Genomic DNA, 14,239 nt, shown 5'->3' on the forward strand with positions numbered 1-14,239 from the left:
AACAATACATTAAATGTCTACCCTATATTTAGATAACTGATACATTAAAAAGCTGAGAAAAATTACTTGTGGTATATTCTGCTAATGTTTCTACATCAATATCTTTCAGTTTTGCTATGTATTCAAGAATATTACGAGCATAAGCAGGTTGATTTTCCTTCCCCCGATATGGTACTGGCGCTAAATAGGGAGAATCAGTTTCAATTAGCATACGATCTATAGGCACATAACGTACTGCATCCTTTAATTTATATGCAGTACTAAATGTTACAATGCCAGAGAAAGAAATATACAAACCCATATCCAAAAATTTAGTAGCCATATTGCAATCTTCTGTAAAGCAATGAATAACACCACCACACTCTTCTATTTTTTCTTCTTTGAGTATATTTAATACGTCATTGTGTGAATTACGAGCATGTATAATGATTGGTTTGTTTAATTGACGACCGACACGTATATGCTTAAGGAATGAAACTTGTTGTTGTATTTTCATTGTTTGTGGTGGATAATAATAATCTAATCCGGTTTCACCAATAGCGATTACGCAATCTTCAGAGGCTAATTTACTTAATTCTTCTATACTATAAGTAAGTTCTTTACTTAATGGATGCACACCATATGAAAGTGCAATATTCGGATGACTACCTATTAACTTTTTAAGTTTAGAAAAACTATCTGCATTAGTAGAAATTGCGAGTAGAAACTTAACATTATTAGCAGCTGCTTTATTTATTACATTATCTAAATTATTATGTATTTTTTTATAATCTAGAATATCAAGGTGACAATGAGAATCTACTATAAACATAATTGCCTCTTTAATTATTTATTCTATAAGGTTATTATGTAAAATTCTTTCCCAAGTTAATAATTGATCAACAATCAATAATTCACGATTTACTGTAGGTACTTGAATTAACCTATGATAGGTTTTCATCCATAGAGACGCGCTTTCTAGTAAACAATTAGCAGAAAAATGTTTTGTGATTAAATTGATAATATTTATTTGATCACTATTCACAAAATTTTTAGTTGCTTTATAATGGTATTTTATTGCATCTAATAATAAAGATATTATTACATTAATACGCTGAAGTATTTGTTCATTATTTAATATTGGTAATAATAATAAAATATCTTTTTGTAATGCATTATACATTGTATCAAACAGAATTTTTCTTGTCTGCCAATATTTTTTATCATTTAATAATGATAGAGCTAAAAGAGGAGAACCACCTGTTAGGCGTAAAGCTATTATAATTAACTCCTGATTTTTTTGGGGAATTCTAGTAGTTAACCAATCATGACTCTCTTTCTCATTTGGAGGAGGAATATATATCTTTATACAACGACTCTGGAGTATCAGAGAGGAGAATCGTTGTTCAGTGTGAGTTAAGAAAAAATACGTGTTGGTTGGAGAATCTTCGATTGTTTTTAGTAATGTGCAAACTGCCGCTTCACTCCAATATCCAATATTTGGCAAATAAACTATTTTAATTCCTAGTTGGATAGGATAGGTATTAATTTTTTCAATAAGATTTCTTACTTTTTCTATATCTAATGGTTTAGATTTTTCTATTTTCAAAGAATGCCAATCAGGATGTGTATTAGCACACATTAATTGACAACTGTAACAATTTCCACAATTTTCAAAATATTTTGGTTTTTGACACATTAACCAACAACTAATATTCCAAATTAGCACATTTTCTCCAATTCCTGGCATAACTTTAATCAATAGGGCATTATGATTATAACCGTACTGATATTGTTTAATAATTTGGTAATATACAGACTTTAACCAGGGATAACAGACATTCATATTATTTGTCCGCTTAACCAATTAATTAATGTTATTCTTAATAATGTAATTACCTGCTGTAAAGGTTGTGTAGCATCTATTAGACGCATTGAATTATCATTTGCTACTATATGTAAATATAGTTCACGTACACGTTTAAAAAAACATAGAGATTCTTGTTCAATTAAATCTAAACTACCTCTTTTGCATACTCTAGTTATGCCTATCTCTGGTGTTACGTCAAGATAAATAGTTAAATCAGGTTTAAAATCACCTATTATTTGATGACTCAGAGTTTTTATCAGATTTAGTTCAATCTGACGACCTGCTCCTTGATAAACATATGATGAAAGATTATGTCTGTCCCCGACTACCCATATACCTTTTGCTAAGGTTGGTTGTATTACTGTATCCAATAGCTGAATCCTAGCCGCATAAATCATCAGCAATTCTGCTTTAGGTATTAATTTATCGCCTTCAACTCCTTGTTTTATTAATTTTCTGAGCTGTTCTGCTAATGGCGTTCCTCCAGGTTCACGGGTTATAATAGATTTTATTTTTTTTTCAGATAGTATATCTACAATTACATTACATATAGTACTCTTTCCGGCTCCTTCTATGCCTTCAACAACAATAAACTTACCCTTATTCATTATTATTACTTCCTGATAAAGGATATACTCTTCTTTTATAAAAGAATATATTGTAATACATTTGGTTTTTTGTTAACAGATAGTTCTCTATAAATATATTTGTATATAAAGTATATTATGTGTATTTATTTTATATTAATAAATTACTTAATTATTTGTTCATAAACTATAAAAATTATGCTTTTTTGCATATATCTACTAATAAATTAAATAATTCTCTAGAATCATATATTCTATCTTCTAATTTTATTACTGGCAATATTGGCATAAGTGCATTACATATAATTATCTCATCTGCTGATATAAGAGACTCTATTTCCACGCTAACTATTTTACAAATCTTACCTAGATGCTCCATCTCATTAAGTAAAAAACGACGCATTGTACCATCTACTCCAGCATTTGCTAAACATGTAGTAAAAATATCGTTCCCTGTTCTCCAAAATATATTAGCTGTGCAACATTCTATTACTTTACCTTGAGTATCCAGTACTAAAGCTTCATCTGCATCATCATGCAGATCAATATATGAACTAATCATAACTTGTTCTAAACGATTAAGATGCTTAATGCCAGCTAAAAGAGGATTACGTGCTAATTTTACAGGACTTAATACAAGTTTTACTCCTTGATCTCGTAAATTAGTATACGAAGGAAAAGGTAATAATGAAAGTATGCATGTGGTTTCATTACATTTACTAGGACTATAACCATATGCTCCAATACCACGACTAATAATTACTTTAAGAACCGCTTTATTATGATATGCAGCGGTTAATTTCATTTCAGTTTCTAATTTTTGCCAATCTGAGAATTTAATGATTAAACGATTACACGCTTGCTTTAATCTTGTTAAATGAGCCGTGATTTGTCGTACATTACCATTAATTACCGCCGCTGTAGTAAAGCAGCCATCTCCAAATTGAACAGCTCGATCACGAATATTTATCCACTGTATTTTTTTATTCTCAATCCACATAATTTATTTTTTGCCTTATATTATTTTTAATAACCTTTATTTATATAAAATATCTTAAATATAGCTAAGGTAAATATTCAATATATCGATATAATATTTGTATGATATAAATTTAAAAATAATGTGTTGAGAAGGTCTTTTACAATTAATTAAAGAATTTTTTAGAAAGATCAGGCGGATAAAAACCGCCTGAATGATATTTACTCAGATTTATTATGACTCTCAATATAATCAATAGCTGCCTGAACAGTAGTTATTTTCTCAGCTTCTTCATCTGGAATTTCAGTATCAAATTCTTCTTCCAGAGCCATTACAAGTTCCACGGTATCGAGAGAATCAGCGCCTAAATCTTCAACTAAAGACGCAGATGTAGTTACTTCGTCTTCTTTTAGTCCTAATTGTTCAGCAATAATTTTCTTGACTAGTTTTTCGATATCGCTCATACTATTTATTTTCCTATAAAAATTCTCTGGTGCAATTTTTTTTCGTAAAATATAAAAAATTGTAACAGAATTGTAAAATATTGAAACTATATTTCTGTTAAATTTGACATTTTTAATTAAAAATCCTTTTATACCATACACATACCACCATTAACATGTAATGTTTCACCAGTAATGTATGCGGCTTCATCAGAAGCTAAAAATGCTACTGCATTGGCAACTTCTTGTGTATTACCAAATCTACCTATTGGAATGCGTGCTAAAATATTATCTTGTTGAGTTTTGCGTAAGCTTTTTGTCATATCGGTTTTAATAAAACCTGGAGCGACCACATTTACGGTAATACCACAAGAAGCTATTTCATGTGCTAAGGCTTTGCTAAATCCAATGACACCAGCTTTCGATGCCGTATAATTTGTTTGACCTGTATTACCTATTATTCCAATAACTGAACTAATATTAATAATTCGCCCATTTCGTTTTTTTATCATAGAACGTACTACAGCTTTAGAAATTCGAAAAACCGATGATAGATTAATTTCTAGAACATCCTGCCAATCATCTTCTTTCATGTGTATTAATAAGTTATCTCGAATAATACCAGCATTATTAACCAATATATCTATCTCTCCAAATCTATTACGAATGTTATTAATCGTCCTTATGATAGAATTTGGATCATTCATATTCAAAACTACTCCTTGAACATTGTCATACAAATTATTAATTGCTTTCGCTCTAATTTCAGTAGTTGCAGTTCCAATCACTTTCGCCCTACGCGCAGCAAGAGTATTAACGATAGCTTTCCCAATGCCGCGACTTGCTCCAGTAACTAAAGCTATCTTTCCCATTAAACTCAACTTGTATCTCCTATATTTTATTTACAGCTGTTTCTAGAGAAAGTAAATCATTTACTGAAATTGCTGTAACTTTATTTGTTAAAGATTTATTTAGGTTAGTCAGAACTTTTCCTGGGCCAATTTCAAATAATGTATAAATCCCTTGAGAAGTTATAAATTCTATAGTTTCTACCCACCGGATAGGGTTATATAATTGACGGATAAGAGCGCTACGAATAGCATGTCCTGAAGTTTCAACAATAGCATCCACATTATTGACTACTGGTATCGTAGGTAATTTAAAATGAACTTGTTCCAGGATTTTAGCTAATTTATTAGCTATTGGTTTCATTAATATACAGTGTGAAGGAACACTAATGGGTAAAGTTAAAATCCTTTTAGCACCGGCCTTGAGACACGCCATACTAACACGTTCAACTTCTTCACGATGACCTCCTATTACAATTTGCTTTGAAGAATTAAAACTGACAGGAGATACTACTTTTTCTTTGGAGTTTTCTCTACATATACGAGAAACAGATTCTTTATCTAAGCCAATGATGACCTGCATTTTACCGATTCCTTCCGGCACCTCCTGTTGCATTAAATAACCACGTAAGGCTACTAATTTAAGAGCATCAGAGAAATTTATTACATTTGCGCATACTAGTGCTGAGTATTCTCCTAAACTATGACCCGCTAATATAGATGGTTCGCGATAACATTGTTGTTTCCAAACACGATAAATAGCTATAGATGAGGTAAGCAATGCTGGTTGAGTTTTATATGTTTTATTTAATTCTTCTAACGGACCATTCTGTACTAGATGCCATAAATCATATCCTATTACTTTAGAAGCTTCTCCAAAAGTTGTCTTCACTATAGAAAAAATCCTAGCTAATTCTGCTAACATACCTAATGATTGGGATCCTTGTCCGGGAAAAACAAAAGCAAAATTAACCATATTTAAATTCCTAGTAATCAAAGATAAATAATGTTATATCTATATAAAAACATTGAAAAGTACTAGAATCAATATGGTCCTGATAATATAACGTATTATTTTAGCAATAGTTAATACCTGAAATTAGCTAATTACTATGATAGCAGAATTATTTTTTTATTAAAATTTCTTACATAATATAAGCCAGATCTTTTAAAGATCTGGCTATCAGATGATTTATATTTATGAATTTGCTTTTACTATAAATAAAATGTTTTATTGGCTATTAATATGCAAATGGATGAAATATATGCGGTGGATTTTAAAGGTAATATTACTTATCTAGTCTAGAAAAATAAACAAATTTATATCATAAACGATTAAAATGGATTAACAATATATAACTAAAGCAAATTTTAACCATAATTATGCTAATAGCATGACAAACATATAGCAATATATAGTAGCTGTTTTAAAAATATCGAATTGATACTTATTGCAGTTTAATGCGACGAGAGGGTATATCCTTATCATTCAGGAACTTATACAAATACAATCCTGAAAACATCATTAGCATTTTTGGAAAATACTATATATTTTATCAAACCTGTAATATTTTACTATTATAGAATATAACAGTAAGTTATATATTTACGTTATGTAGCCACTAAGCTTATATGGGTATTATCTCAAATTATCATAAAATATATATCAGTAATGTTTCAAAAGTCCCTAGCTGGAAACTAAGTGAAGTAACAATTTCATCAAATTTAGTATTTGAAGATATTCATTTATCACACTGCATGCATGAACACATAAAGTAATTACATGCATGATAAAAGTATTCAATGCATCGAACAAATTTTTTAAAAATCAATAACATATTGAATATGTCTATAAAAATATGAAATCGTTATATTAATACAATATAATTATTTTGAAAGTATTTTCTGTCCACGATAATATCCTTTTTTAGTAAGATGATGACGTATATGTATTTCCCCTGAAACCTTATCTACCGATATTTTTGAAATAGTTAGTGCATCATGTGAACGACGCATTCCTCGCTTGGAACGAGTAGTTTTATTTTTTTGAACAGCCATGTACCTATTCTCCTATGAAATATTTATAACATTCTTTCTGTATTCACTAGAGTGAATAGTAGCACTCAATTGTAGCATATAAGTAATTTTGTTTAAATACATACGTATGTAAATTAGGTTTAATATTTTAATTTATCTCATAATTTTATGAATTTTGATTACGTAAATTAATGAGACAATTTTGCAAATTTTTATCTAGTGGAGCATGAAATTTCAATAATTGTCCACTATGTGGATGTTTAAATTTCATAAAATGAGCATGTAAAAACATACGATTTAGACCAGTTTTTATAATTTTTTTATCAAAATTTGACAAACCATACCTATTATCAAAAGCAATTGGATGTCCGAGATAAGAAGTATGAATACGTATCTGATGAGTTCTGCCCGTAATTGGGCGTACTTTTAATAAAGTAGCATCATTGAAATATTCCTCTACACTGAAATGTGTTTCTGAAGCTTTGCCATGAATATCAATACATACAATATTATCCTGATTATTAGAATATTTCTTCAATATAGGCAATGTTGCTATTTTACAATTAGGTGGCCACTTACCCTGTACTAACGCTAAATATTCTTTCCTAACCTCTTTTGTTCTAAGTTGTTCGTGAAGAGAACGAAGAGCAGATCTTTTCTGAGCTAGTAATAATAGACCTGAAGTGTCACGATCGAGGCGATGTACTAATTCTAAATGAGAATTTGGTCTCAATAAACGCAGCCCTTCAATCACTCCAAAACTTAAACCACTACCCCCATGAACAGCTATACCGGAAGGTTTATTCAAAATTAAAATATGATTATCTTCAAATAAGATAGCTTTTTCGAGAATAGAAATTTCCTTTCTATTAGGAGATAGAAATATTTTTTTAGTTTCTAATATGTGCAGAGGTGGAATACGCAATGTATCACCTTCAATAAGTTTATATTTGTATTTAGTTCTTTTTTTATTTACTCTTATCTGTCCGGTACGTAATATGCGATATATCTTGCTTTTAGGAACCCCTTTTAAGTAGGAGAATAAGAAATTATCCAGACGTTGTCCAATATAATGTTCTGAGATTACTAAATGCTGTACTTTTAATATCTTTGCCTTCATAGCGTTTATTTAATAAATATTATTCAAATAATGCCGTTGGTAAAACACTCAAAATTTTATTACTATATAAATAATAGTAGTCACATAATGTTAGTGATTTGTAATTTTTATAATTCAATATACCCTCACCCAATACCAGTATAGCATAAATATTAATTTTAAGTGAAATAATAATGCGCTACTGGTACAAATATGAACAATCGTAATAACTTACAATAACATTCGGTAGCTACCTTAATTTTCTTTATTTAATTTTTAGATATTTAGCAAATTTAGGATTTCTCATAAGAATAAAGAACCGATAAAAATGAAAAGAATGTTAATTAATTTTACTCCGCAAGGGAAAGTAATCATTGCGCTAATTGATAATCAGAAATTATCTGATCTAGATATTGAAGATCTTAAATCAGAAACAAAAACAGCTAATATATATAAGGGTAAAATTACAAGAATTGAACCTAGTTTAGAAGCTGCATTTATTGAATATGGCTCGGATAAACAAGGTTTTTTACCTTTAAAAGAGATTGCAGAGGAATATTTTCAGGGAAATAACCTAAAAAACAGTAGATTACATATTAAAGATATCTTGCAAGAAGGACAAGAAATCATAGTACAAATTGATAAAGAGCAACGCGGTAATAAGGGTGCTGCTCTAACTACTTTTATTAGCTTAGCTGGTAGTTATTTAGTTTTAATGCCTAATAATCCTAATATAGGTGCTATTTCCCGTTCTATAGAACGTAATTCTCGTAATGCACTGACAAAAAAAATATCTTTCTTAAAATTACCAAGAAATATGGGATTGATTATACGTACTGCAGGAGCAGGTCAATCGATTGATGCTCTTAAAGGAGATCTGGATTCTCTTTTAAAACACTGGGATGCCATAAACATAGCAGCTAAAAGCCGATCGGCTCCTTTCTTGATTCATCAAGAAAGTAATATTTTTAAGCGATTTTTTCAGGAGCATTTAGGTCCAGACATAGATGAAATTGTAATTGATGATCCCGAAATACATAAATTAGCCTGCAATTACATGACTGACATAGGACAATCTTATTTTGTTAGGAACATTCAACTTTATACTGATAGTATACCTATTTTCAGTCAGTATCAGATAGATACACAAATTGATTCATTATTTAAAAGAAAAATAATATTACCTTCTGGAGGATGTATTGTGATTGATACTACAGAAGCTTTAATTGCTATTGATATTAATTCAGCTCGTTCTACTAGTGGTAATGATATAGCAGAGACTGCCTTTAATACTAATATAGAGGCAGTCGAAGAAATATCTCGTCAACTTCGTTTACGGGATTTATCAGGTTTAATTGTTATAGATTTTATAGATATGATATCTCTAAGTCATCAACGTAGAGTAGTAAATAAATTGCGAGAAGAAACAAGTAAAGATCGGGCTCGTATTCAGATTAGTAATATTTCTAGTTTTGGTTTATTACAAATGTCCCGCCAAAGACTTAATCCTTCATTACGCGAATCAAACAATCATGATAATAATATCTGTTCCTGTTGCCATGGTACAGGTATTATAAAAAATAAATTATACTATCAGAGTATTTTACCGTGCATTGAACAAGCCTTGAAAAGGACTAACGAAGAAGAAGAAGAAATATATGCTATTCCAATAAATATTGTATCTTATTTTCTAAGAGAAACAAATCACTACTTTAATAATTTTAAACTTCAATATGGAATCTGTTAGATTATGATGATTGCTAATCATCAAAGGAAAATATATTCTGTATTACATAAGTAAATCAGATAGATCTGATCTTCACTTGAATTCATTTAAACATCATTTAATTTCGAAAACAATATCTATATTAAAATTTTTACTAATAAAGAATACAAATGTAATAAGTAGTATCACTCCAATAGTTAGACAATATAATATTATCTTCATTGTAATAACAAATTTATTAGTAAAGTTTTTAACCTGAGAGCACCTTAAAAACCTTCTATTGATTTAGAGAGATTAAAAATAAAAATATATCATAAATTAAATATCATTGTCATATCGATGGAATTAGTACATATATCAGAAGAATGGCACATGTCAAACCTATGATAAATTCACTTATAAAAAATTCTGCGTAATAATTTAAAAAATAGACACTTGCACACAATTACAGAAAGAACACCATATCATAACATGATATATGTTGATAGATATTTATTAGAAGATAATATTAAAATGATTTATATTTTTAATAAAATTCGATAAGCGAAACCCTAATAGTACTAATATAGTAAAGTATGTTATCATACTACTACTACATATTATCATTAATGATATACCTACTTTTTGCCACTGAGTCATCATTTACATAAAACGCTAGCCATTGGAACAATGGCTAGCTAAGTGTAGTAGTTGAGTGAGTATAAATTTTTTCTCTTATGTAACTGAGAATAAAGCATAGCAGCATGAAAATATGCCAGATAAACCCGCATCCTTAAAAGGACCTATATTGTTGTGTTATAACTAAAGTTTGCTGTACAGGGGTGAATGCCGCTATAAGTACCACCATGATGATCTCTATCAACCCTAATGAATATGCAATTAATGAATGTTGCATCACAGTAACATCAAAAGACGTAAACTTACAATACTGGAAAAGTGCAATTATTGGACCAGATAGAATGCCTAATACTAGGTATTACTTAAATACAACATACTCTTAAACTCCAATCTATAATATTTTAGTACTCTTTTTGGTTATAATTAATAATTATTTTAGACAATAATAGGATACTAATACTAAAAATAGCAGAAAGAAATTCCATTAAAAGATCTGCATAATACGATATACGGAATTAAAAAAATACGCCAGTATAATATTAATAACTAGATAAATTTGACTAACTACAAATAAGACACAAAACATCTTTGTGAAATTTTATTTTTGGTAATTTAAATAGGCCTATTTTTTATATAAAACAATTGATAACCTAGTTGAAGGACAGACACCACCTAAGATAGTTGACCAAGCTAGTGCTAATATCATAGGATGAAAATATGAATAAAATGAAAAATAGTTCCACGTATTAAGAATTGTTCCAGTCAGTGAAGCAAGTGAGATAAGCAATATATAAGGAAATGTTATAACATTGATGAAGTTAAAACAAATGTGTAATGATTATTAACAAATCCTGGAATTATCCATCGTGCTAGCATGCCTATGATTGTTACTATACAAAGAACTAAAGTTAATACTACAAACACAAGAAATAAAATCTATCTTTGCTTCTAGGTTATTTTTATATTCGATTAAAATAGGGATGAAAGCTTGATAACAAGCACCTTATTTAGTAAGAGATTAGGCAGTTTGAAGGCAAAAAAAAACGCATCGGTAACTATAGCGATTCAAAAAATTCTAGTTACGATTATGTCACGAATAAAACCTAATATACGACAAAAAATGTCATATAAATAACAGTTGCTATTGATTTCAATAAATTAAATATATTTAATATTTTTGTTATCATGAGCAATGATATAATTTTTATTACGCTAGCATCTAGGATTAGCAGTCTAATACTTATTTGGTTAATATCAAAATATTATTTATCAACATAATTTTTTATATAAAAGGCAACTGTAAATGAAAAAAAATATAACACAAATAACTATACGTCAACCAGATGACTGGCATGTGCATCTCCGTGACCATAGTATATTGAAAACTGTCTTGCCTTATACTAGTGCAATTAATGCTAGAGCAATTGTTATGCCTAATTTAACACCTCCAATAACTACTATAAAAGCTGCAAAATTATATCGCAACCGTATTTTATCTTGTTTACCACCTAATCATCATTTTACGCCCTTAATGACTTGTTATCTAACTGATTTTACTGAACCAGATGAAATAGAATGTGGTTTTTTTGATGGTACCTTTACTGCTTGTAAGCTTTATTTAGTTAATACTACTACTAATTCTAGTTATGGTGTTAGCAATATTAATCGCATTAGTAAACTATTAGAAAGAATGCAAAAAATTGATATGCCTTTATTGGTTCATGGAGAAATCAGCTCTGCTGATATTTTCGATCGTGAAGCATGTTTCATAGACTCTATAATGGAACCTTTACGGAAAACATTTCCAGAATTAAGAATTGTTTTTGAACATATCAGCACTAAAGAGGCAACAGAGTACGTTAAAGAAAGCAACAAATACTTAGCAGCTACTATTACTCCACAACATCTTATGTTTAATCGTAATGATTTATTATCAAATCCTTTAAAACCACATATGTATTGTATCCCTATCCTTAAACACAAATGTCATCAACAAGCTCTAAGAAAAATTATTGCTAGTGGTCACCCTAGATTTTTTCTAGGTACGGATACAGCACCTCATCTACGTTGCCATAAAGAAACACAATATATTTGTGCTGGTGTTTTCAGTGCTCCTGTTTCTCTATCTGCTTATGCAGAAGTTTTTGAAGAAATGAACGCCTTACAACATTTAGAAAAATTTTGTTCAGAAAATGGCCCTAATTTCTATGGTTTGCCAATTAATCAAACTACTATAAGATTAGTACGTCAACCCTGGCTCAATAAGGTAATTATTAACGGTATTATACCTTTTCTATCTGATCAAAAATTAAATTGGCGTGTTTTATAATAGACTATATATTTTATAACAAATTTCAATATATTATTTCGGTAATAAAGAATTAATTAGTAAACGCAAGGACTGTTATCACTAAATACCTCATTAAGGGATATTTGCCTGGAGTTCCATAATTTAACAAAAAAAAGATGTACGGATTTTAAATATGTTAAATTTTTATTTTCCAAATACCAATCATACAAATTTATATTTGTATAAATTTTCTTTACATAATTTACTACAGCAATTGTTATATGTTTCCGCACATTTATTACATTGTATAAACAATACATGACACTTATTGTTTATGCAATTAACTTGTCTGTCACAAATACAATAGCATTGATAACAATTGGATATTATCTCATCAGAGATGCGCTCACTCATACGTTCGTCAAAGACAAACATTTTACCGTGAAAATATACTGGTAATTTGTGCTCTCTAGCACAACGTACATATTCAATAATACCTCCTTCAATATGATATACTTTTTTAAAGCCATTATAAATCATCCAAGCCGTTGCCTTTTCACAACGAATACCTCCTGTACAATATAAGACAATTTTTTTATTTTTGTATTCTTTTAATTTATTTATTAATACTGCCAATTGATCTCGAAATGTATTTGCAGATATTTTCAAAGCATTTGTGAAGTGACCTATTTCATATTCATAACTATTACGCATATCAACAAATAATACATTGGGATCTTTAAACATCGCATTTACTGTATGTGCTTTGATATAAGTTCCTACATGATTATAATCAAAGTTAAAATTTTTGTCGCTAATACCATCGGCTACTATATTAGCTCTTATTTTTACACGTAATACCCAAAAAGCTTTAGTATTTTCTTCTAAAGAGCAATTCATATGCACTTTGTATAAACATTTGTCCAGAGAATAAATATAGTTTCTCATGCTTTCATAAAGAGGTGTAGGTACGCTAATCTGTGCATTTATTCCTTCATTAGCAATATAAATACGACCAAAAACTTTAAGATTAGTTAATCCAGTCCATAGTAAATCTCGAAATGCTTTTGTATCCTCAATATTAAAATATTTGTAAAAGGATAAAGTGATACGCGATCCATTATCGCGTATCATGCGTTCTTTAAGTTCTTTATTAGAAATTCGATTATGTAATATTGACATATTATTCATTAGTCCTACTATAGTCCATTATATATAGAGCAAAATGGACTGTTTTTAAACAAATTCTCCTTTATCTATATTCAGCAAAAAGATAAATATTATTAATATAACAATTAGTGCCCTCCATAAATATAGGGTTTATAAGTTATATATAAGTAATATTTTTACTATACTTAATGAATAATCTAATATTAAACTCCATATAAACTAGACATGTATTATTTTTAACATTCTAAATATTACTATTTATAGTATCATAAATATAAATTCCTCATAAAACAAAAATTATATTATTTAATTATAAGTATTGGCTCGATTTCGTAATTCTTTGCCTGGTTTGAAGTGAGGAACGTATTTGCCTTTTAATTGTACTATATTTCCTGTTTTGGGATTACGCCCAATACGTGCGCCACGATAATGTAGTGAAAAACTTCCAAACCCTCTAATTTCAATACGTTGTCCTTGAGATAAGGTAATTGCCATATGTTCAAGTATCTGTTTTACTGCATATTCAATTATTTTTGCTGGAATATTATCTTGTCTTTTTGCAATTATTTCAATTAGTCTAGATTTAGTCATTC

12 protein-coding genes and 2 pseudogenes are annotated in these 14,239 nt (G+C 29.2%); 2 read left to right on the plus strand and 12 right to left on the minus strand.

What is annotated here, in order from left to right; genetic code table 11:
* Nucleotides 1–28: 28 nt before the first annotated feature.
* From ICMP_RS01820 to rluC, 9 genes are all read right to left on the minus strand, one after another.
* Nucleotides 29–811, minus strand: coding sequence for a YchF/TatD family DNA exonuclease (locus ICMP_RS01820; RefSeq protein ID WP_041069326.1), 783 nt, complete (start codon nucleotides 809–811; stop codon nucleotides 29–31).
* A gap of 18 nt (nucleotides 812–829) precedes the next feature.
* Complete coding sequence (locus ICMP_RS01825) at nucleotides 830–1,825, minus strand: DNA polymerase III subunit delta' C-terminal domain-containing protein (RefSeq protein WP_041069329.1); 996 nt, start codon at nucleotides 1,823–1,825, stop codon at nucleotides 830–832.
* Nucleotides 1,822–2,457, minus strand: coding sequence for a dTMP kinase (gene tmk, locus ICMP_RS01830; RefSeq protein WP_041069331.1), 636 nt, complete (start codon nucleotides 2,455–2,457; stop codon nucleotides 1,822–1,824). Before tmk ends, ICMP_RS01825 begins: the two co-directional genes overlap by 4 nt.
* Before the next feature lie 175 nt (nucleotides 2,458–2,632).
* A complete protein-coding gene (pabC, locus tag ICMP_RS01835; RefSeq protein WP_041069335.1) occupies nucleotides 2,633–3,436 on the minus strand; it encodes an aminodeoxychorismate lyase in 804 nt (267 codons plus the stop codon).
* Between the two features lie 200 nt (nucleotides 3,437–3,636).
* Nucleotides 3,637–3,879, minus strand: a complete 243-nt coding sequence (acpP, locus tag ICMP_RS01840; protein WP_041070106.1) for an acyl carrier protein — start codon at nucleotides 3,877–3,879, stop codon at nucleotides 3,637–3,639.
* A 128-nt stretch (nucleotides 3,880–4,007) separates the two neighbouring features.
* On the minus strand, nucleotides 4,008–4,739 hold the full coding sequence (gene fabG / locus ICMP_RS01845) for a 3-oxoacyl-ACP reductase FabG (RefSeq protein ID WP_041069339.1): 732 nt from the start codon (nucleotides 4,737–4,739) through the stop codon (nucleotides 4,008–4,010).
* Nucleotides 4,740–4,749: 10 nt separating this feature from the next.
* The gene (gene fabD / locus ICMP_RS01850) at nucleotides 4,750–5,682 is read right to left on the minus strand and encodes an ACP S-malonyltransferase (protein ID WP_041069343.1); all 933 of its coding nucleotides are present in this window, start codon (nucleotides 5,680–5,682) and stop codon (nucleotides 4,750–4,752) included.
* Between the two features lie 911 nt (nucleotides 5,683–6,593).
* A complete protein-coding gene (rpmF, locus tag ICMP_RS01855; RefSeq protein WP_041069345.1) occupies nucleotides 6,594–6,764 on the minus strand; it encodes a 50S ribosomal protein L32 in 171 nt (56 codons plus the stop codon).
* A 145-nt stretch (nucleotides 6,765–6,909) separates the two neighbouring features.
* Nucleotides 6,910–7,863 (minus strand): 23S rRNA pseudouridine(955/2504/2580) synthase RluC, encoded by a 954-nt coding sequence (gene rluC, locus ICMP_RS01860; RefSeq protein WP_041069348.1) that lies wholly within the window; start codon nucleotides 7,861–7,863, stop codon nucleotides 6,910–6,912.
* A 307-nt stretch (nucleotides 7,864–8,170) separates the two neighbouring features.
* On the opposite strand from rluC, the pseudogene ICMP_RS01865 reads away from it, so the two are divergent.
* A pseudogene (locus ICMP_RS01865) lies at nucleotides 8,171–9,580 on the plus strand (Rne/Rng family ribonuclease); the annotation flags it as partial.
* Between the two features lie 1,270 nt (nucleotides 9,581–10,850).
* Here ICMP_RS01865 and ICMP_RS03480 read toward each other — a convergent pair.
* Nucleotides 10,851–11,373 (minus strand): annotated as a pseudogene (locus tag ICMP_RS03480) (lipid II flippase MurJ); the annotation flags it as partial.
* A gap of 116 nt (nucleotides 11,374–11,489) precedes the next feature.
* Here ICMP_RS03480 and pyrC point away from each other — a divergent pair.
* A complete protein-coding gene (pyrC, locus tag ICMP_RS01870) occupies nucleotides 11,490–12,515 on the plus strand; it encodes a dihydroorotase (RefSeq protein WP_041069350.1) in 1,026 nt (341 codons plus the stop codon).
* A gap of 183 nt (nucleotides 12,516–12,698) precedes the next feature.
* On the opposite strand, the gene trhO is transcribed toward pyrC, so the two are convergent.
* Together trhO and ihfB are read right to left on the minus strand one after the other, a co-directional pair.
* The gene (gene trhO / locus ICMP_RS01875; protein ID WP_052456823.1) at nucleotides 12,699–13,658 is read right to left on the minus strand and encodes an oxygen-dependent tRNA uridine(34) hydroxylase TrhO; all 960 of its coding nucleotides are present in this window, start codon (nucleotides 13,656–13,658) and stop codon (nucleotides 12,699–12,701) included.
* 294 nt (nucleotides 13,659–13,952) lie between these two features.
* Nucleotides 13,953–14,237 carry an integration host factor subunit beta gene (gene ihfB, locus ICMP_RS01880; RefSeq protein WP_041069354.1) on the minus strand — a complete coding sequence of 95 codons (285 nt, stop codon included), beginning with the start codon at nucleotides 14,235–14,237 and terminating at the stop codon, nucleotides 13,953–13,955.
* Nucleotides 14,238–14,239 lie beyond the last annotated feature (2 nt).

The organism is Candidatus Ishikawaella capsulata Mpkobe (assembly GCF_000828515.1).
Taxonomy (GTDB): domain Bacteria; phylum Pseudomonadota; class Gammaproteobacteria; order Enterobacterales; family Enterobacteriaceae; genus Ishikawella; species Ishikawella capsulata.

Coding starts and splice junctions, on each gene's coding strand:
- pyrC (WP_041069350.1), top strand. CDS start 11,490: ATGAAAAAAAATATAACACAAATAACTATACGTCAACCAGATGACTGG.
- ihfB (WP_041069354.1), bottom strand. CDS start 14,237: ATGACTAAATCTAGACTAATTGAAATAATTGCAAAAAGACAAGATAAT.
- rluC (WP_041069348.1), bottom strand. CDS start 7,863: ATGAAGGCAAAGATATTAAAAGTACAGCATTTAGTAATCTCAGAACAT.
- trhO (WP_052456823.1), bottom strand. CDS start 13,658: ATGTCAATATTACATAATCGAATTTCTAATAAAGAACTTAAAGAACGC.
- acpP (WP_041070106.1), bottom strand. CDS start 3,879: ATGAGCGATATCGAAAAACTAGTCAAGAAAATTATTGCTGAACAATTA.
- tmk (WP_041069331.1), bottom strand. CDS start 2,457: ATGAATAAGGGTAAGTTTATTGTTGTTGAAGGCATAGAAGGAGCCGGA.
- pabC (WP_041069335.1), bottom strand. CDS start 3,436: ATGTGGATTGAGAATAAAAAAATACAGTGGATAAATATTCGTGATCGA.
- fabD (WP_041069343.1), bottom strand. CDS start 5,682: ATGGTTAATTTTGCTTTTGTTTTTCCCGGACAAGGATCCCAATCATTA.
- ICMP_RS01820 (WP_041069326.1), bottom strand. CDS start 811: ATGTTTATAGTAGATTCTCATTGTCACCTTGATATTCTAGATTATAAA.
- ICMP_RS01825 (WP_041069329.1), bottom strand. CDS start 1,825: ATGAATGTCTGTTATCCCTGGTTAAAGTCTGTATATTACCAAATTATT.
- rpmF (WP_041069345.1), bottom strand. CDS start 6,764: ATGGCTGTTCAAAAAAATAAAACTACTCGTTCCAAGCGAGGAATGCGT.